Source organism: Pseudomonas monsensis, from assembly GCF_014268495.2.
GTDB lineage: Bacteria > Pseudomonadota > Gammaproteobacteria > Pseudomonadales > Pseudomonadaceae > Aquipseudomonas > Aquipseudomonas monsensis.
Map to the genome: position 1 here is coordinate 3807742 of NZ_CP077087.1, position 19463 is coordinate 3827204.

The window sequence follows — 19463 nt, forward strand, 5'->3', positions numbered from 1 at the left end:
GACCCTGCAGGTGTGCGCTCAACCCTCTGTGCGCGGCGTATTGCGAGTGAACACGCTACCGGCATCACGCACCAGTTGCCGCCACTCGGCACTGGTGATCAGGCCCTGCTCCTCCATTTCATCGGCTGCCTTGAGCAACTCGTCGTACTGCTGCTCCGGGTCGAGGCGCATTTGCGCCTGTGTCGCCAGTTTGCGCCATGCCGCGAGGGATGCCTGTTTTTGCTGATTGAACATAAACGTGTTCTCGTGAAGGACTCCCTTGGTAGAAAGACGCGAGATCACCGAGGTTCAGCGCGGGCGACGGATGGAAGCGCTGCCGGACAAATTCTCTGCGCCACGCGCTTCAAGCAACATCGCGCCCGAGGGTTTTGAAGTCTTTGTGGCGAATTCCGCCTACCGACTGATTACAGGCAATTGGCCAATCCATGTGATCCGATGCGAGAATCTGCCGGATCCTGCCATGCGGCAAAATCATCACGATGACGCAAGGAACGCCTGTGCATTTTTTTAAAAAACTCTTCGCCTCACGGAAAACACCGGTCACTGAATCTGCTCCAGCACTGGAACATACAGAGGAACCCTACGAAACCTTCTCTTATGACGACCTGAGCGAGGCAGAAAAGGCCAACCTGGCCCTGCGAGAGGCCAGTCAGAAATGCCTGGACCGGCACTGGAACAGCGTCGGCGTCAGTGAAAGCGATGTCCTGGGCTACGCGATCAGCCCGAGTTTGATGGGCGGCCCGGACTGGCCATCGACCCGTCAGGCGTATCGTGTGGTGCGTCGTGCCGATTCGATCATCCTCGCTACCGAAGGCATGTCGGACCCGTTCGACGGTGTCGAAGGCCTGGGCAACGGTTTTGAAATGGAATTGTTCATCGAAACCGCAGATATTCCCGAACATGCGCGCGGTGCCACGGGCGACGTTTATCCACTGACACGCAGCTGGGCTTTCGAATTGTTGAAACACCTGGCCAGAGAAGTGGCGCACGCCGGTGGACTTACCCACCGGCTGGAGAAATACGGCTCGATGTCATTCGAAATTCCGGGCTTCAGTCAATCGGACTACATGTGCGATCAGTTGCCAGCCCGCTTCGTCACCGAGGACGACATGACCGGCATGCTGCTCGGCGCGCCGCAAGCGGATTTCTCCACACAAATCGATGACATGCCGTTATCGCCCGTCAAGCTGGTCAGTGTGATGTTGATCACCGCCGCGGAGCTGGAGTACATCCGGGCGGGCGGACAAAATGCTCGCAATGACCTGATCGACCGATTGAAGGCGGCGGGCATCGGACACGTCAGCAGCCTGACCCGCGCCAGCGTTGTCTGAGCCAATGCGCCACTTGACCGCCGGCAAGTGGCCTCCCTCTCAGTAGGGTTCTGCGACCCGCCGGTATGGATAGTTCGGTTCTTCGTAGTTGCCCGGTTTCTGCCGTTTGGGCAGCGTCACCTTCTCGCGCTTCACGTCTTCATACGGAATGCGACTGAGCAGATCGGTGATGATGTTCAGGCGTGCCCGGCGCTTGTCGTTGGAATCGGCGACCAGCCACGGTGCGTGTTCGGTGTCGGAGCGCTTGAACATTTCGTCCCGCGCTCGTGAGTAGTCGTACCAGCGGCTGTAGGACTTGAGATCCATTGGGGTCAGTTTCCAGATCTTGCGCCCGTCGTTGATCCGCGCCTCAAGCCGGCGGGTCTGTTCTTCGGGGCTGACTTCCAGCCAGTACTTGAGCAGGATCACGCCAGACTGGACGATCGTGTGCTCCACCCACGGGATGGAGTTGAGGAACTTGTCGGCCTGTTCCTCGGTGCAGAAACCCATTACCCGCTCGACGCCGGCGCGGTTGTACCAGCTGCGATCAAAAATCACCACTTCGCCACCCGCCGGTAAATGCGGCAGGTAACGCTGCACGTGCATCTGGCTCTTTTCACGGTCGGTCGGCGCGGGCAGCGCCACCACACGAAAGACCCGCGGGCTGACGCGCTCGGTGATCGCCTTGATCACCCCGCCCTTGCCGGCGCCGTCGCGGCCTTCAAACACGATGCAGACCTTGGCGCCGCTGGCAATGACCCACTCCTGCAACTTGACCAGTTCGACGTGCAGCTTGCGCAACTGCGCAAGGTAGTCCTTGTTGTTCAACTTCGGACGTTCAGATGCCTTGGCGGCCTTCTTTTTGTCTTTTGCCATGACCGAGCCCTCATGAAACACGACCGCAATGAAATGTTGATTGACCGGGCAATCCAGACACGTGAGGTTAGTTCATGACCGGCCGTTTGCCATGGCCTGGCAAAAAAGCACAGTCGCCATGTGTTTCCCTGGATCTTTCTTGCGTCGCACTGTTCATTGCCCGTTCCCCTCTGCCTGGAGTTTTCTCGATGTCCGCGTCCAAATCCCTGCCCGCCGCCCTGCTGGGCCTCGCCCTCGCCTGCCCGGCACTGGCCGAGACTCAAGGTCTGGAACTGGGGCAAGTGCTGATTTCGGCGCAGGATCAAAACGCTGCGGACGCTTCGATTGAAGAGGCCAGGGCCCGCCTCGAACAGGTGCCCGGCGGCACCAATGTGGTCGACATGCGCCAGCCCTTGCAGGGTCGCGTGGCGAGCAACCAGGATGTGCTGGCGTATCAGCCGGGTGTGTATGCGCAGTCGGCGGGCAACGAAGGCGTGAAGATTTCCATCCGCGGTTCGGGCATCAACCGGGCGCCGGGCGCACACGCGTCGGGGCTGTACACGATGCTCGACGGCTTGCCGCTGACGGGCCCCGGTGGCACGCCTTACGAATTGCTCGAACCGCTGTGGGTCGATCACGTTGAAGTGTTGCGCGGTGCCAACGGCTTTGACCGGGGCTCTCTGGCGCTGGGCGGCGCCATCGACTACGTCAGCCACACCGGCTACGACGCGCCGAAGCTGCAAGTGCGCTACGCCACCGGCAGCCACGGCTATCAGCAGCGCCAGGTCAGCTCCGGGCAAGTGCTGGGCGATTTCGATTACTACGTGTCGCTGACCGATGCCAACGCCGACGGCTATCAGGATCACACCGCCAGCGAGAGCAAAGGCGTAATCGCCAACTTCGGTTATCGCTTCAATCCGAACCTGGAAACGCGCTTCTACATCCGTTACCGCGAAACCGACAACGACCTCGCCGGCCGTGTGACCAAGCACTCCATCGAACACTCGCCTCGCGCGGCCAATCCGTCCTATGTGGCGCGTGACGACAGCCGCAAGCAGCCGGGCAGCACCTTCATCGGCAACAAGACCACCTACTACATCGACGACGATTCGAGCATTCAGACCGGCCTCGTCTACCACGATTACCCGATGGATCTGCGCGAAGGCCCGAACCGCTTGAAAGTCGCCTATACCGACGTCAGCGGCACGTTCGACTACAAACGCCGTGACACGATTTTCGGCATGGAAAGCCGCAGCACCGTTGGCCTGCGCGTGACCAAACACCTGCCCAATGACGGCGCCAGCGAACTGGTGCGCATACCGACTGGAAACACCGCCGGTTACGCACCGGGCACACACATGCGCAACTTCACCTATCAAGGTTCGGACACCGTTCTGCACGCCGGCAACGACCTGGAAATCGCCGATGACCTGTGGCTGACCACTGGCCTCGCGGCAATCTACACCCGCCGCGAAAGCGCCGTGACCCTGCCGCAAAGCGGCGGCAAAACCAGCATGAACGACTGGGATTACGCGCCGCGCATCGGCCTGCGCTATCAGGTCACGCCGGACTTGCAACTGTTCGGCAACCTCAGCCGCTCGGTCGAAGCGCCGCACCCGTGGTCGCTGATCTACAGCTCCAATGTACGTTTCCCGTTTGATAGCGGCGCGGCGACCGGCACGCAAAAAGACCCGATCAAGCTGCAAAACCAGACCGCTACCACCCTTGAACTGGGCGGACGTGGCGAGAGTGCCGCCGGTGAGTGGAGTCTGGCGTGGTACTACGCGCAAGTGCGCCACGAATTGCTGTCGGTATTGCCGGACGCCAACGCCGTCACGCCTTACGAACTCAATGCCAGCCCTACCGTTCACCAAGGGGTCGAGGCAAGCCTGAACAGCAAACTCTGGTCCGCCGCTGATGGTCGCCGGTTGAGCCTGCGCCAGGCCTACACCTTCAGCGACTTCCACTATCGCGATGATGATCGCTTCGGCGACAACCGCTTGCCGGGGCTGCCAATGCACTACTACCAGGGTGAGTTGCGCTATGACTGGCCACAGGGCTTCTTCGCGGCGCTCAATACGCAACTGGTATCGAAAGTCGCCGTGGATTACGCCAACAGTTACTACGCCGATCCCTATGCGCTGTTCGGCGCAACGCTGGGCTATAACGCGCCCAAGGGCGACTGGCAGACGTGGCTGGACATGCGCAATCTGACCAACCAACACTACGCCGCTACAGTTACGCCGGGATATGACGATAAAGGACTGGACGCCGCGCGTTCGACACCGGGTGAAGGCATGGGGGTTTACCTCGGCGTGTCGTGGAATCTGCTCTGACCCACCGGCAAGCTCTGCGTAACGCTGCGTTCCTTTGGCTTGCTCTTTGCCGATCATTTTTCAGAGAGTCACGGACAGACATCATGGACACACCGTCAGAAAACCCACTCGAAACGAGCCTCAGGCTGGCCGCCGACGAACCGGCGCATCGTCCCGAGTTCTTCAAGACTTTGTTGAACTCACCGGTTTATATCCTCGGCACGACGGGCACAGCGGACGGCCTGGTCAATCTCGAGGCCGGCAGCAACGTCAGCATCGCCCATTGGCAGAAAGCGGACGGCACGTCGGTCATTCCGTTCTTTTCGTCGCTGGCAACGCTGCAACAATCAATCGACGGCGAGGAAAGTTATCTGGAGCTGCCCGCCAGGGCCCTGTTCGAGATGACCCAGGGTGCGCATCTGTTCCTGAATCCCAAGTCGCTTTATGGCAAAGAGTTTTTCCCCGAAGAAGTGCGCAATCTGCTCAGCGATGAAGTCGGCCAGAAAGCCACCTCGCGCACTGTCGAAAAAGAAACCAGCGTATTGCTCGGCCAGCCTGCGCATTACCCGTCAACCCTGGTCAACTCGCTGACGCAGTTACTGGCCAAACACCGCAACGTGAAGCGCGCTTTTCTCGCGCTGATGCACGACACCTCGCTAGATGAAAAACCGCACCTGATCGTGGGAATTGAGGTCGAGGGCGACTTCGAGCAGGTCATGCGCGAAGCGGGGAACGTCGCGGCAGATACGGCACCGGCTGGCGAAGCCGTTGATCTGTGTCGCGTGTGTCCCGGCGAGACGGGGCTGAGCGAGTACTTCCTCACGCAAACCACACCCTTCTACGAACGCAAAGCGGGCAACAAACTGCTGTCATTCCTTGGTTTTGGCCGGGCGTGAGAGCGACTGTCGTTGACGTTTTCTTCGCCTAGGCCCGCCTGTAGCGGACCTGCAAAATCACTGTTGGTTGTACAACATCAAAGTCAATCGGGTTCCATTGATGAATAAAATCCTGCTTCCTCTCGTTGCCGCCCTGCTATGCCTGCAAGGTTGTGCGGAAATGCCCGCGTATTCCAACGTCGGTGCTGTCACGGCGGTCGACGAATCGCGCTATACCGTCGTCGAAACCGACACTTATGCCGGCCGTCCCCAGCGCCACTTCGCCGATCTGCAGCCGGACCTGAACATCATCCGGATCAACGACGAAAAAGTCGGCAACATTCCCTTTTCCACGTACTACTACAAGAACGACTCCCCGCAGCGCGCGGTGCTCAAGCCGGGCACCTACACCATTCAGCTGGAATACCGCCTGCCGCGACAATTTCTGTTTGCGGACCTGAAGTTCGACGGCAAGCCGGGGCAGAAAATCATGGCCCGCTCGAAATACGTGGGCCTCAATCGTCTGAAAGTCTGGCTCGAAGATGCTGCCACCGGGGAAGTGCTGAGCACGATGGACGACTGAGGATCAGGACAGCGCCGCACACGCGATCAACGCCGTCTCGCCTGCCATCCGCGGTCATGCAAAAAGTTACTGGGCAGCCGTGAAAGCGTTTGCGTTTTCGCGGTGAAGCCCTGACCTTATTGCGCAAATGGCCGGGTTTGTGACGGAGAAGCGCCCCCATGAATAAGGTTTGCGTACCCGCGTCCGGCGAGCCATTGTCGACGCCCCAGCCGATCAGCCTGCGCGAGGCGTTCTGGTTCTGGCTGAAGCTGGGGTTCATCAGCTTCGGCGGACCGGCCGGTCAGATTTCGATCATGCATCAGGAGCTGGTAGAGCGCCGGCGCTGGATTTCCGAGCGCCGCTTTCTGCATGCGCTGAACTACTGCATGTTGCTGCCCGGGCCAGAAGCCCAGCAATTGGCGACCTACATCGGCTGGCTCATGCACCGAACCTGGGGCGGGGTGATTGCAGGCGCACTGTTCGTGCTGCCTTCGCTGTTCATCCTGATCGCGCTGTCATGGATGTACATCGCCTTCGGCGAAGTGCCGGCGGTGGCCGGGATTTTCTACGGGATCAAACCCGCCGTGACCGCGATTGTGGTCCAGGCGGCGCATCGCATCGGCTCGCGGGCATTGAAGAACAACTGGCTGTGGGCGATTGCGGCAGCCTCATTTACTGCGATCTTCGCGCTCAATGTGCCATTTCCGCTGATCGTCCTGGGCGCAGCAGTGATCGGCTACGTCGGCGGGCGCCTGGCACCCGAGAAGTTCAGAGCCGGCGGCCACAGCGCCGCAAAAAAATCCTACGGCCCGGCGTTGATCGACGACGACACGCCTCCACCTGATCATGCCCGATTCAACTGGCTGAAGCTGCTGGCAATTACCTTGACCGGCGCCGCACTGTGGGCGCTGCCAATGACAATCCTGACCACGCTCTTTGGCTGGGAAGGCACGCTGACCCAGATGAGCTGGTTCTTCACCAAAGCCGCACTGCTGACCTTCGGCGGTGCCTACGCGGTGCTGCCCTATGTTTACCAAGGCGCGGTCAGCCATTATGGCTGGCTGACCCCGACACAGATGATCGACGGCCTGGCACTGGGGGAAACCACACCCGGGCCACTGATCATGGTGGTGGCGTTCGTGGCTTTTGTCGGGGCGTATGTCTCGCAGGTATTCGGGCCCGATCAGGTTTTTCTCGCGGGCGCCGTCGCCGCCGCCCTGGTGACCTGGTTCACCTTCCTGCCCTCGTTCCTGTTCATTCTCGCCGGTGGCCCGCTGGTGGAATCGACCCACAACGAACTCAAGTTCACCGCGCCGCTCACCGCGATAACGGCCGCCGTCGTCGGGGTGATCCTCAATCTGGCGTGTTTCTTCGGTTACCACGTGCTCTGGCCAACGGGATTCAGCGGCCACCTCGACTGGCCCTCGGCACTGATCGCCATCGCGGCGGCGATTGCCTTGTTCCGCTTCAAGCGCGGCGTTATCCAGGTGTTGCTGGCCTGTGCGCTTGTCGGGATGGTCGTCCATCTGCTGCGCTAGGGGGCAGCCGTGAATGCGCCGCCCTCACGGGCACAGCTTGAGCGAGCACACTACTGCGCTTCAAGCGTGCGCTTCAACCGACGCAGATCCCGATTGACGATCACTCTGTGCGCCAGCCCCACCGGTAGCATGTACAGACGCCCAAAGGCGTTATGGGTAACGACGGATGAGGTGACCGTGAGCACTCGCTTGTCGATCGAAAGGCAAATCATCACATCCAGGTGCCGGTCACGTTCGGTCAGCACCAACACGTCGGGCGCACAGTGCTCCACCCGAAAGAAATCCAGAGAATCGCCAACCGCAACGGTTGCGCGTCTGGCGCCTGAGAATCCGCCGATACGCTTGACCCCGAATAACGAGGAAATCGCGTCCCTCGCGCGAAACGCCAGGCGCATGAACAACCCCGGCTTGGCGGTCATGTGGTTCCAGGCATCAAGTGCGCTGAGCTCGACAGGCAGCACAACCGACCGGTGATCAAAGTAATCGAGATCGGCCACAGCCCGCAGGGTGTGAACAGGTGATGAGGTCGCCAACGATAATCCCTTTCATAGGCTCGATTGCCCTTTGCGATGAAATGGCAAAGGTTCAGGGCGCCATGCTACGCCATCCTGATCGAGATCGCTGAGCGGTCAAGAGCCACCCCGGCGGTGGCTCTCGCTGCAACGTGCTTCAGCCCCGCCGCTCACGCGCGCTTGGGCAGTTTCCAGTTCGGCCGGATGAAATGGCAGGTGTAGCCATTGGGAATGCGCTCGAGGTAATCCTGATGCTCCGGTTCCGCCTCCCAGAACGGCCCCGCCGGTTCGATTTCGGTGACCGCCGGGCCCGGCCACAGTTTTGAAGCATCGACGTCGGCAGTGGTGTCCTCGGCGATGGCGCGTTGTGCTTCGCTGAGGTAATAAATCGCCGAACGATAGCTGCGACCAAGGTCGTTGCCCTGACGGTTGGGCGTGCTCGGGTCGTGAATCTGGAAGAAGAACTCAAGGATCTGCCGGTAGCTGATCACCGCAGGATCGAAGACGATTTCGATCGCTTCGGCGTGATCGCCATGGTTGCGGTACGTGGCATTCGGCACATCGCCGCCGGTATAACCGACGCGGGTGTGCAGCACGCCGGGATAGCGCCGCAGCAAGTCCTGCATGCCCCAGAAGCAGCCGCCGGCGAGAATGGCGGTTTCGGTTTGAGTGGTCATGGTCTGGCGTTCCTCTCGAAGGCGTGGGGGGAACTACTGTTATGTGGGCATATGGGCTGATTCCAAGGGGCGGCGTCAACAGCTCTGGCGTTTCGCTTCTTCAAGCAACGGCCCGGTGATACGCCGCCCGTGGTAATCACTGACAAAGTCATTGATCCGGTTAGCCAGGTGCTGAATGGAAAGCCAGCCCAGGGCGTGGTTATCACGTAATTTGACCGAAACGCCCATCGACTCCCGACGTTCAAGAGCAAATCCCTGGGAAATTTCCTACACGCCAGCGGGAAGCCGGCTATTCGGTGCGCGCCCCGTGATCCTGATAATTCCGCCCTTCGTTGGCCGACGCCAACAACGTCCAGATGCAGTCAGTCTGCATTGAATGGCCGTTTTCTTCTCAGGAGGGCACATACCATGAAGATCGGGTTACGGATGCTGGGCGGGCTTGGCGCAACGGCGTTGATGTTGACGGCGGCACCGGCGATGGCGGCTTGCACCTGGGCGACGGGCAACAATACGGTCAAGCAGTTGACGCTCACCGGCGGCGCAGTGTTCGCGCCGCGAGACGTGCCGATCGGCACCACGTTGAACAGCAATGGCACGATGCGTCAGCTGAATTTCGGTGACACCTTGCTCTGTTATGGCACGGCGACCTATAACACGGCACTGGTCGGTCCGGTGGCGGTGAACATTCCGGTGGACGTGCTGGATGTGCCGGCCAATGCCTTGCTGCAGACCAACGTGCCCGGTATTGGCCTGGCCATCTACATGACCGGTTTCGCTGCCGCATGGATTCCGCCGCCGGGCAACCCCAGCCGATTCATTCCCTTCAACATGAATCGCACCGCCCCCAGCCAGGCGAACATGAGCCAGGCGATGATGCGTTATGCGCTGATCAAGACCGGGGACATCGCGCCCGGTACCCACACCATCAACCAACTGGTCGCCACTGGCACTTCGGATATGGGGCCAATGTTCGACCTGACTTTCACCGCCACCGTGACCCTGGCCGGCTGCTCTCTGCCCGCCGCACCGGGCAACCAGATCAATGTGCCGATGGGCACCTGGGAAAAACGCGTATTCAACGGCAAGAATTCCACCACCCAGGCCCAGCCGTTCGCCATTACCCTCAACGCCTGCATCGCCGGCAATAACTACCCGTCCAACACCAACGGCTACTTCAACGGCAACTTCGCCAACATCCAGATCGACGCCGACAAGACATCGACCATCCTCGACGCGGCCAACGGTGTCTTGAGCCTGTCGACCGATTCGACGGCTCAGGGCGTGGCGATCCAGGTGTTGCAGGACAACGGCTCGCCGATGAATCTGGGGCAGCCCATGCAGCTCAACCGCATCGTCAACGGCGTGACGTCAGTACCGCTCAAGGCCCGTTATATCCAGACCGGCGATGGACCGACGCCGCAACCCGGTACCGCCAATGGCCATGCGAGTTTCACCGTGACTTACCGCTGAAATCCACCAACAAAAATCCACCTGTTTTTCCCGACGCTCCCCTTTGCCATCGCCCATTCCGTGCGGAGCCAAAGGCGGGGCGTTTTTTTTGGCGACAACTTATTGATCGCGCAGCAGCGCTGGGAAATTTCCTACAAGCAAAGGGATTTTCCCTACATAGCGCTCTCATCAACGTCCAGATAATGAGCCTCAGACGCCACGCTCTGCCCCCGTCGGGATGGCGACGTCGATCCGTCTCAGGGCCTTCGGGCTTGCGGACATTTATTCAATATCTGGAAGTGATCATGAAAAATTTTGCGCTCAAAGGTTTGTCCCTGGCCCTGGTTCTGGCAGCCGCGTCGCAAGCCGCAATGGCCGCCGACGGTGAAATCAACTTCGTCGGCAGCGTGACCGACAACACCTGCCCGGTAGTGGTTTCCGACCTCAACGGTTCGGCCGGCGCCGGCGACGTCGGCCTGGGCAGTGTGCCGGCCACCTCCCTGGCTTCTGCCGGTCAAGTGGCAGGTGGCGGCGCTTTCACCCTGACCATCGACACCACTGCACCGGGTTGTAACGTCACCGGCAAGAAAGCCGTGGTCAAGTTTCTCTCGCTGAGCGGCAACGCCGGTTCCAGCGGCCAGTGGATCGGCCTGCTGCCGGAAGCGGGCGTGGCCACCAACGTCGCCGTGCAGATCAAGGATGCGTCCGGCAAAGACGTGCAACTGGGTCTGGAATCCTCGCCTTATCTGGACCTGACCCAACCGCTGCGCTTCACCGCCAACTACGTGGCAACCGGCACAGCCACTTCCGGTCCGGCGAACGCCAAAGCCGCCTTTACCGTCGACTACCAGTAAGTCCGGTCAGCCTCCGGCGGCGATTGCCGCCGCCGGGCGCCCTTCCCTTTGCCACGGTTTTGTGGCCGTGCCGACAAGAGGATGAACGCAATGAACTCAGTCATATCCCCCTTCAAAACTGCATCGGCATTGGCCGTGTTACTGAGCGCGACGTTGCTCAGCAGCTTCAGCCAGGCCGGTGTGATGCTCGGCGGCACGCGTATCGTGTACGACGGCAACAAACGCGATGCCTCGATCACCGTGAGCAACACCACGGCCGAGGCCTACGCGGTGCAGGCCTGGATCAACACCGAGGCTGACGACAACACCACCGCCACCCCGTTCGTGGCCACCCCGCCGCTGTTTCGCCTCGATCCGCGCAAAGAGCAAATGGTGCGCATCCAGAAAGTACCCGGCGATCTGCCGCAAGACCGCGAATCGGTCTTCTACTTCAACGCCCAGGAAATCCCGCTGGCCGGCAAGCCTGACGCCAATACCTTGAAGATCGCCATGCGCACGCGGATCAAAGTCTTCTATCGCCCGCCCACCCTCAAGGGCAGCCCAATGGATGCGCCGCCACAACTGCGCTGGAGTCTGCAGCAGGAACAAGGAAAACCGGTGCTGGTGGTCAACAACCCGTCGGCGTTTCACGTGTCCTTTATCGGCGTAAAAGTCGAGGCCGGTGCGCAGGTCATTGAAGTCAATGAACCGAAGATGGTCGCGCCGATGAGCAGCCAGCGTTATGCGCTGCCAGGTTTCAGCGCTCGCAGCGGCGCAGTGGTGTTCTCCGCCATCAATGACTACGGCGGTTACAGCGAGCCGAAAAAAGTCGCCTTGAGCAGCGCCCCGTAACACCGCCCCCTTTTCTTGCGAACCCGCCTGCACGCTGCCGATGCCGCGTGACGGCCGAGTGTTGAGTATTGTCATGCGAATCGAAGCCCTGAACCGTCATCGTCAGTCCGTGCCTTTTGTTCCATTGCATCTGTCGGTCGCCATTCTCACGGTGCTGATGGGCAGCTCGGCGAGCGCGGACGAACCGGCGAAATTTGATGCCAGCTTCATGCAGCCCTTCGGTGGCGCCAGCGCCGGGCCCAACCTCGACCTGGACGCCATCGCCAACAGCGGCAGCATCGGCCCCGGCACTTACCCGGTGGTGATTCGCCTGAACCAGAGTTTTTTTGACCGCCGCGACATGACTTTCGCCAAGGACGAAAAAAGCGCTGAAGTGCGCGCCTGTCTGTCCGAGGCGTTCCTCAAGGAACTCGGGGTCAAGGTCGATGCGTTCCTGACCCCGGGTGAGTCATTCCCCGCGTGCATCGACCTTGCCCAATTGATCGAAGGCGCTTCGGTGAGCTTCGACGCCGGGCGCCTGACCCTCGACATCAGCGTGCCGCAGATCGCCTTGCGCCGCGACGCCGCGGGTTATGTCGCTCCGCAGGAATGGGATCGCGGAATCAACGCAGCGATGCTCAACTATCAGTTCTCGGCGGCCAACACGCAGTCCGACGCCCGTGGCAACGGCACGCAATACAACCTCTACGCCAACGGCGGATTCAACCTCGGCGACTGGCGTTTTCGTTCCAGTTCCTCGTTCCGTCAGGATGAAGGCGGCCAGCAGGACTGGCAGCGCAGCAACACCTATGCACAGCGTGATCTGACCGCGATCAAGGGCACGCTGACCCTGGGCGAAAGCTTCACCCCGGGTGATGTGTTTGACAGCATTCCGTTTCGCGGCGCCCAGGTGGCGTCCGACATGGGCATGCTGCCGGACTCGATGCAAGGTTATGCGCCGATCATTCGCGGCATCGCCGAAACCCAGGCCAAGGTCGAAGTGCGCCAGAACGGCTACTCGCTGTACACCACGTATGTGGCGCCCGGCGCGTTCGAAATCGACGATCTCAATGCGGCATCGGGCAGTGGCGACCTGGAAGTGATCATCACCGAAGCTGACGGTCGCGAGCGGCGCTTCACCCAACCGTACGCCACGCTGGCGAACATGCTGCGGGAAAAAACCTGGCGCTACAGCGCCACCGCCGGTGAGTACAACGCTGTCGACGGCGGCCAGCGCCCGGCCTTCGCCCAGGCTTCTCTGGCTTACGGTTTGCCGTTCGATCTAACGGTGTATGGCGGTCTGTTGGGCGCTGACTTCTATCGCGCTGGCGTCGTCGGCGTGGGCAAAAGCCTCGGCAGTCTGGGCGCCGTTTCGCTGGACGTAACCCAGGCCCAGACCGATGTACCGAGGGGTTCCGGAGTCGCGCCCGGCAAAGAGAAAGGCCAGAGTTTTGGCGTGCGCTACGGCAAGGCATTCGAAACTGGCACTTCGGTACGCTTCGCCGGCTATCGCTATTCCACCGAAGGCTATCGCGACTTTGATGAAGCGGTGCGCCTGCAAGAACCGAACGAATTCAACACGTTCTCCAAGCGCAGCAAAGTCGAAGCCAGCATCAACCAGGCCCTCGACAGCTACGGCTCGTTCTACCTGAACATGAGCAAGCAGAACTACTGGGGCACCTCGCGCGAAGACAAACAGATGCAATTGGGCTTCAACACCCAATACAAAGGCGTGACCTACGGCATCTACGCCAGCAAGACCCTGACCGACAACTTCGGCCAGAACAATCAAGTGGTGTTCAGCGTATCCATGCCCATCGGCCAGACGCGCAGCACCGGCACCTACACGGTTACGCGCAACAACGACGGCAGCCTCGACCAGCGTGCCGGCCTGAGCGGGCGCGACGGCAACCTCAACTACAACGTCAACGCCAACCGCTCCGACAACGGCGGCAACAACGGCTCGGCCCTGATCGGCTACCGCGCGCCGTTCGCCCAGCTCGGCGCGGGCGTCAGTGTCGGCAGCGGTTACCGACAGACCTCGGTGAGCGCCGCAGGCTCCGTGCTCGGTCACAGTGATGGCCTCGAATTCGGCCAGACCCTCGGCGAAACCGTGGCCCTGGTCGAAGTCAAAGACACCCCGAACGTCGGCGTCCTCAACGCCCCCGGCACGTTGACCAACGCCAAGGGGTATGCTCTGGTCCCCTACGTCACGCCTTACCGTAAAAACCGCGTGGCACTGGACACCGGCGAGCTGGACAACAACATCGACATCGAAGAAGGCGTGACCAACGTCGTGCCGCGTCGCGGTGCCGTGGTCAAAGCCAGCTTCGCCGCCAGCCGCTCGGAAAAAGCGCTGCTCAACGTACGCCTCAAGGACGGCAAGCAACCACCGTTCGGCACCACCATCACCAACGAAAAAGGCGCCAGTGCCGGCGTCGTCGGCCAGGCCGGCCAAGTGTTGCTGTCAGTGGGTGAAGGCAAGGTCTTCCAAATGAAATGGGGCGAAAAGACCGGACAGAGTTGCCGCATCGAACTGGATGTGAGCAAAGCACCCATGGTGGACGGTTATCGCGTGGCAGATGCGTTGTGTGAATAAATCGGGGCCTGATACGCGGTGATTGCTTTGCTCGCGATAGCGCCCGCCCAGCCGACAGCAACGTGACTGCCCGACCGTTATCGCGCCATCCCGGAGAAAAACCCTGTTCTCCGTCCGCGAACCATCGTAATTTACGCGCCATAACTACAAGGTCGTTTTGGGGATGTAAGTGGGCGCTTATCGACTGTTATTGGCCGTGCTGGTCGCTGTTTCGCATATGGGCAAGACGTTCATGGGTTTGAATCCGGGCGTGATCGCCGTGATTTCTTTCTTGATCATCAGCGGTTTCGTGATGACTTCGCTGATCGAGCGCAACTACCAGGCGCCTGGGAAAGTCGGCCTGTTCTACCTCGACAGGGTCCTGCGCCTTTACCCTCAGTTCCTGCTCTACTTCTTCGCGGCAGGTGCGGTGCTCTACATCCTGTTTCCCGGCTCGCCCCAAGAGGCCGAACTGACGTTCAAAAACATTGCTGCGAGCCTGGCTATGGTGCCACTGGGCTTCTACATGTTTGGCGCAACCGGAAACGGCATCCTGCCACCGGCCTGGTCGCTTGGACTGGAAATGTGCTTCTACCTGGTGATCCCTTTCCTGATCCTCTATCGAGCGCGGGGTGTTGCCTTCGTCTTGTCCGTCGCCGTGTTCATCCCCGCGTGCCTTGGTCTGATCAACACCGACGTGTATGGCTACCGCTTGTTGCCGGGGGTGTTGTTCATCTTTCTGTGCGGCAGCTACCTGTACAAACCGCAGGCGAAAAGCCTGGCCATCGTGGCAGGCACCGCCGTGGCGGCGGCATTGATCTTCATCGCGATCATGGCCGGCTGGATCGAGCGCCGACCGTCCAATGCAGAAGTGGCCGCGGGCATTGCTCTCGGCATACCCGCGGTGTATCTGCTGACGAAACTCAAGTATCACCGGGCTGACGAATTCCTCGGGAACATCAGCTACGGGGTGTTCCTGAATCACTATGCGGTGATGTACTTCCTGCACGGTCTATGGCCGATTAGCTCATACGATGCTTACACCGTGGCCAAGATACTGGGCCTGTCGTTCCTGTTGAGTGGCATTTCATATTACTGCGTCGAAAGGCCAGCGTTGAAACTCAGGCATGCACTGAGGGGTGGCGTGAAGGATGGCGGCAGGCAAGTGCGCGGTGGTGAAACTGCGGCTTGATCGCAAGTGCAGGCGTTTGCACCAACAATCATGCGGGTTCATTGATCGAAGCAGGCGTTCACGAACGCCTGCTCAGGTCTTAGTGCAAAAACTGCCCGTCAGAGCGCCAAATCTGATGTTTTCAATCCTTGAACAGCGTCCAGCCATGGCAAATGCCGGCAAAGTCTTTCGCCGTAAAAAATAATACAAGTTCCTCCGGGTCAAACTTTTTGTACAACCAGTGCCCAGGAACAGGGCCTCTCGTTATCACGTATTGCAGGCGGTATTTTCCAATAGCCCCAGAATGGAATGAGGCTGTATTCAGCTCGAACCTGTCACCTTGGTTCAGTGCCCACAGTTTTCCGACAAGGCAGTCGTCTCCGACCACCGCTTCAGCGGTCGCCATCAGATACCGTGTATGGAGTTTTTTTTGAAGTCGGCCGCTTCTGGGCATGGATCAACCTTTTGATGGAACGAGAACTGCCGAGGGGGCGAGCGAGCCGAATTGATCGCGTGCTCTGGCCGGAAGCAAAACGATCATCAGCCCTACCCGCCCGACGCGCAAAGACTGGCGCTAGCCTTGAACAAAAACAACCTCAACCCTTCTTCTTGAACAATTTATTCAGGTAGTACTTCACACTCCAGCGATCCTTCGGCCGTGGCTTGTAATGGGTTTTGTTCCTCTGCGAAGGATCAATCCCTTGTCCGCTTGCGGTGTAGTAATAAAGCGCGATCGACCGACGAGTGATGCCTTCAGGTGTCGTCAACGGCTCCGGATGCCCGTGATTGCTGTCCTTGTCCGTGTTGAAAATCACGCAACGGTTATAGACCGGCAGAATTTTTTTCAGGCATTTCTTCATCCCCACATCCCAAAGCTCCAGATTACCGCCGTACGCCTCCTGCCAGTCTTGCGTCAGGTAAATGATCACGTTCAACCGCCGCTCGACATTAAGCTTTTTGTTGAGCCGAAAGTCCGAGTGCACACCGAGGAAGCCACCGCTCCTGGTTTCGTGCAGGCCGCCGCCAGTGAAATAGGGATCGGGAATCAGGCCCTCGATGCCGGTGAGCTTTTCAAGGAACTGCAGCATCGGCGCGGAGTTGAAGGTGTTGAATACGCTCTTCAAATAGGGGCTGCATTCGTTGGGACTGATCTGGCGCTTGAGCTGGCCTTTGTAGCCACGCTCGTAAATCATTTCGTTGTGGGTCGGCTCGACCGGGAAGTGCGTGCGGATACTGGCAATGACGTCCTGGTGCAGGAAATTGTCGATGACGATGTGCGGGAATGGCGTGGCCTGGGTGTATTGACTGGACAGCGACTCGCCAAACGCGCTGGCGGCGTTCTGGTCGAAATCGAGCTCCGGGGCCAAGGTGATAGGTAGTGTTCGCGTATCGGGTTGCATTACCGCTCCAATAAACTTGTATAGAGCCTTTCAGGCCATTTCAAACAGGGTCATTTCGCGAGCAGATTGCCATGTCGGCCATGGCCTGCCGAGCAGGGTGTTCTGAAAAGCGGCGCGATGCTGTTACGACATGTTTCTGACTGTCAGTAAGGAATTAACCAGACCCGGTTTGAGAGCCTCGTCCCCAAAAGGTCCATATCGACCCTGCGTGGTTGGCACATTACCTTCTATGCCAACTTCACCTGAAGATATTTCTACAAGAATTTTTTAAATATCGGGCAAACCTGCCGCTCGCCTAACCAATCCCACTTCCTGCCCGTTACTTGGACATGAAATCAATCCAATAGCCTCTGGGTCTCATATGTTTTCTTCGATGGCTTAGCTACCGTACGACAAACTGACAATAGCACCTGCAGAAACACGATTGTCGGAGACATCGCCTCAACGGGTTCTCATCAATAACTTGGCTGGGAAAACCTTGGGAATCACTGGAGCCAATGGGAACAATATCACCAGTGATTAGCGATAGAAAAACTTGCACTAGTAATATTGGAATGTAATTCATTAAAAACATCCGCACCACGTCCGGCCTTTTACCACCACCCAGACCAGGCGCACAATGAGATATTTGACTTTAATTTCACTGCTACTGGCTCTTAACATTGACCTATATAACAAACCCCCTAACAGAAAAACCTATAAGACACCCCCCTATGAACAACACCCAAAACCTCAGGAAACATTTTTCAATATCCACGCGCATTACAGCAACTATCGAGACATAGAAAATCTTACAAACAACAAAAACAAAACATCGCAAACCATAGAAAACAAAGATCAGACATCAACTCAATTGCAATAACACCGACAGGCATCGAAACTTATGCAAAACGGTTAGATATACTGCGGGGCAACATATATGGTAACAATCACCCCCAACCACATGCGTAGAGAGCACTTAAGCCGGCGAATGAATTCTGACTCATTGACAATCAACCGATTTTGACTACGAAAGATGTGGCTTGTGCTATTCAGTGGCTCAAAAAGGGATCAGACCACACTTCATGTATTGGTCTGCCCTCACCCTCCCTTCTAAGAAGGCCTAACTTTTTCGAGAACTTTTACAACCTGATCGAGCCCATCAAAAGTAGAAGGTATTTCACTATCTCCACCCACAATCCCACTGAATATCACTTGTTCAAATCTTTCAAATGTACCCGCAGCAGCTTCTTTCGAGTTACCCGCAAATTCTGAGTACTTCAGTACAAATTGAGTTAAAGCCACTCTAAGATCAATTTGCAACAACTGCGACTTCAACGACCGATAGTTATGCAAAGTCACTTTAAAAAAGTACAATAAAACCAACTCAAAACCAAAAAATGTGACAAAAGACATTATCTTTTTAAAATATTTTGATGACTCCCCCCCGTCTAAGACCTTGCTTTCTTTAACGACATTGACCTTTTCGGACAAACTGACAGAAGTTGCGGCTGCTCCGTTAGTTCTTTCACGTGACGCTTGATCTGTAGCCTGATTCGGCCCCGCAGCGCCACCATCCGGCCTCACCTCGCTGACCTCACTCACAGCCGAAGCAGAGGAGCTATCGATCAACTCAAATAAAACCTTAACAAAAAGAGGAGCAATCATAATTACCCCAAGGAAAACCAAAAACCTTAGTGTATTTGTCGCTTCCTTTTTCTTCAAAGCCCGCATACTGCGAAACGCACGATTCAACCCTAAAAAGTTAAAGCTCCGCTCATATTCATCCAAATTTCCTTTTAGCTTTTCAACAACTTGGCTTTTATCCCCCAAGGTCTTCTCAAGATTTCTTTTAAAATCCTCTCCTTGCTGAATAACCCTCGGCAACTCGGCCAAGGTCACCAATTCTTTACGATGGAGATATTTTCTCAAAACGCCGATTACTATTCGATTTCGTGCAGTTTGAAAATCTACCTTATTGCTATAATCCAAAAAATAGGACTCTTTAAGGAAACTAGTCCAGCCAATCAATGACCTGGGGAGACCATACTGGTAGGCGATTTCCAACTCCAATAGAAATTGATAGCAAAGTACCGCCAAGGGTTCCAACTCGCCGACATCACCAGTAGCGTCGACGTTAAACTTTCTTAGAGCCCCCTTGAAAATATTGCCAAATTCTTCTATACAATATAAGCAATTTTGATTCGCAACATTATAGCTTTGCCAAAAAAAATCCAAACTACGCTGTGTAAAACTCCTTAAACGTGTAAGCCGCTCATCAGAGCCAGAGTCAGAAATGTTGTTAATTTTCTCGACGGCAACTTTTATCAGCTTAACCAAATCCGGATCCGAAAAAAAACCCGGCGAATCTGAAGTATCCTCATTAACACCAGCGTCCATAATTAATTATCTCCTTATTTAAAGTTTTTATTTCACACCACTAAAAGCCGCACAAAATACAGGCCCTATGCCACCATGTCTATCTCTCGTCACATCCGCCCTCTAATAATGTCGTTCGTAATAAAGATGTCATTCATCACCATCTACCCTTTCGCTTCGAACAAAGAGCCGCCAATCC

General features: G+C 57.6%; 18 protein-coding genes. 10 read left to right on the forward strand and 8 right to left on the reverse strand.

Annotated elements, in window-relative coordinates:
• Nucleotides 1-18 precede the first annotated feature (18 nt).
• Nucleotides 19-234 carry a hypothetical protein gene (locus tag HV782_RS16755; RefSeq protein WP_128615106.1) on the reverse strand — a complete coding sequence of 72 codons (216 nt, stop codon included), beginning with the start codon at nt 232-234 and terminating at the stop codon, nt 19-21.
• A gap of 263 nt (nt 235-497) precedes the next feature.
• Between HV782_RS16755 and HV782_RS16760 the strand changes: the two genes are divergently transcribed.
• A complete protein-coding gene (locus HV782_RS16760; RefSeq protein WP_186748261.1) occupies nt 498-1331 on the forward strand; it encodes a suppressor of fused domain protein in 834 nt (277 codons plus the stop codon).
• Nucleotides 1332-1370: 39 nt separating this feature from the next.
• On the opposite strand, the gene ppk2 is transcribed toward HV782_RS16760, so the two are convergent.
• A complete protein-coding gene (gene ppk2, locus HV782_RS16765; RefSeq protein ID WP_128614951.1) occupies nt 1371-2186 on the reverse strand; it encodes a polyphosphate kinase 2 in 816 nt (271 codons plus the stop codon).
• A 188-nt stretch (nt 2187-2374) separates the two neighbouring features.
• Here ppk2 and HV782_RS16770 point away from each other — a divergent pair, with 188 nt between their 5' ends.
• From HV782_RS16770 to chrA, 4 genes are all read left to right on the forward strand, one after another.
• The gene (locus HV782_RS16770; RefSeq protein WP_186748260.1) at nt 2375-4501 is read left to right on the forward strand and encodes a TonB-dependent receptor family protein; all 2127 of its coding nucleotides are present in this window, start codon (nt 2375-2377) and stop codon (nt 4499-4501) included.
• A gap of 83 nt (nt 4502-4584) precedes the next feature.
• Nucleotides 4585-5376: an enhanced serine sensitivity protein SseB gene (gene sseB, locus HV782_RS16775; RefSeq protein WP_186748259.1), complete on the forward strand. Its 792-nt coding sequence runs from the start codon at nt 4585-4587 to the stop codon at nt 5374-5376.
• Nucleotides 5377-5476: 100 nt separating this feature from the next.
• Nucleotides 5477-5938 carry a hypothetical protein gene (locus HV782_RS16780; protein WP_186748258.1) on the forward strand — a complete coding sequence of 154 codons (462 nt, stop codon included), beginning with the start codon at nt 5477-5479 and terminating at the stop codon, nt 5936-5938.
• Nucleotides 5939-6096: 158 nt separating this feature from the next.
• Nucleotides 6097-7455 carry a chromate efflux transporter gene (gene chrA, locus HV782_RS16785; RefSeq protein ID WP_123464233.1) on the forward strand — a complete coding sequence of 453 codons (1359 nt, stop codon included), beginning with the start codon at nt 6097-6099 and terminating at the stop codon, nt 7453-7455.
• A gap of 50 nt (nt 7456-7505) precedes the next feature.
• Here the strand turns inward: chrA and HV782_RS16790 are convergent, their stop codons facing one another.
• The 3 genes from HV782_RS16790 to HV782_RS16800 all read right to left on the reverse strand — a co-directional run bounded on the left by HV782_RS16790 (nt 7506) and on the right by HV782_RS16800 (nt 8872).
• Nucleotides 7506-7988 carry a DUF2867 domain-containing protein gene (locus HV782_RS16790; protein WP_186748257.1) on the reverse strand — a complete coding sequence of 161 codons (483 nt, stop codon included), beginning with the start codon at nt 7986-7988 and terminating at the stop codon, nt 7506-7508.
• A 149-nt stretch (nt 7989-8137) separates the two neighbouring features.
• A complete protein-coding gene (gene msrA / locus HV782_RS16795; RefSeq protein ID WP_123464229.1) occupies nt 8138-8644 on the reverse strand; it encodes a peptide-methionine (S)-S-oxide reductase MsrA in 507 nt (168 codons plus the stop codon).
• 75 nt (nt 8645-8719) lie between these two features.
• The gene (locus HV782_RS16800) at nt 8720-8872 is read right to left on the reverse strand and encodes a hypothetical protein (protein ID WP_186748256.1); all 153 of its coding nucleotides are present in this window, start codon (nt 8870-8872) and stop codon (nt 8720-8722) included.
• A gap of 180 nt (nt 8873-9052) precedes the next feature.
• On the opposite strand from HV782_RS16800, the gene HV782_RS16805 reads away from it, so the two are divergent.
• From HV782_RS16805 to HV782_RS16825, 5 genes are all read left to right on the forward strand, one after another.
• Nucleotides 9053-10114: a fimbrial protein gene (locus HV782_RS16805; protein WP_186748255.1), complete on the forward strand. Its 1062-nt coding sequence runs from the start codon at nt 9053-9055 to the stop codon at nt 10112-10114.
• A 284-nt stretch (nt 10115-10398) separates the two neighbouring features.
• Nucleotides 10399-10947 (forward strand): fimbrial protein, encoded by a 549-nt coding sequence (locus tag HV782_RS16810; RefSeq protein ID WP_123464224.1) that lies wholly within the window; start codon nt 10399-10401, stop codon nt 10945-10947.
• Nucleotides 10948-11037: 90 nt separating this feature from the next.
• Nucleotides 11038-11778 (forward strand): fimbrial biogenesis chaperone, encoded by a 741-nt coding sequence (locus HV782_RS16815; RefSeq protein ID WP_186748254.1) that lies wholly within the window; start codon nt 11038-11040, stop codon nt 11776-11778.
• A gap of 73 nt (nt 11779-11851) precedes the next feature.
• Nucleotides 11852-14356, forward strand: a complete 2505-nt coding sequence (locus tag HV782_RS16820) for a fimbria/pilus outer membrane usher protein (RefSeq protein WP_186748253.1) — start codon at nt 11852-11854, stop codon at nt 14354-14356.
• Between the two features lie 169 nt (nt 14357-14525).
• Nucleotides 14526-15527 carry an acyltransferase family protein gene (locus HV782_RS16825; RefSeq protein ID WP_186748252.1) on the forward strand — a complete coding sequence of 334 codons (1002 nt, stop codon included), beginning with the start codon at nt 14526-14528 and terminating at the stop codon, nt 15525-15527.
• 121 nt (nt 15528-15648) lie between these two features.
• On the opposite strand, the gene HV782_RS16830 is transcribed toward HV782_RS16825, so the two are convergent.
• The 3 genes from HV782_RS16830 to HV782_RS16840 all read right to left on the reverse strand — a co-directional run bounded on the left by HV782_RS16830 (nt 15649) and on the right by HV782_RS16840 (nt 19285).
• A complete protein-coding gene (locus tag HV782_RS16830) occupies nt 15649-15912 on the reverse strand; it encodes a hypothetical protein (protein ID WP_186748251.1) in 264 nt (87 codons plus the stop codon).
• Nucleotides 15913-16102: 190 nt separating this feature from the next.
• Entirely contained in the window at nt 16103-16906 is an 804-nt protein-coding gene (locus HV782_RS16835) for a 2OG-Fe(II) oxygenase (RefSeq protein ID WP_186748250.1), read from the reverse strand.
• A 1092-nt stretch (nt 16907-17998) separates the two neighbouring features.
• On the reverse strand, nt 17999-19285 hold the full coding sequence (locus tag HV782_RS16840; RefSeq protein ID WP_186748249.1) for a hypothetical protein: 1287 nt from the start codon (nt 19283-19285) through the stop codon (nt 17999-18001).
• Nucleotides 19286-19463 lie beyond the last annotated feature (178 nt).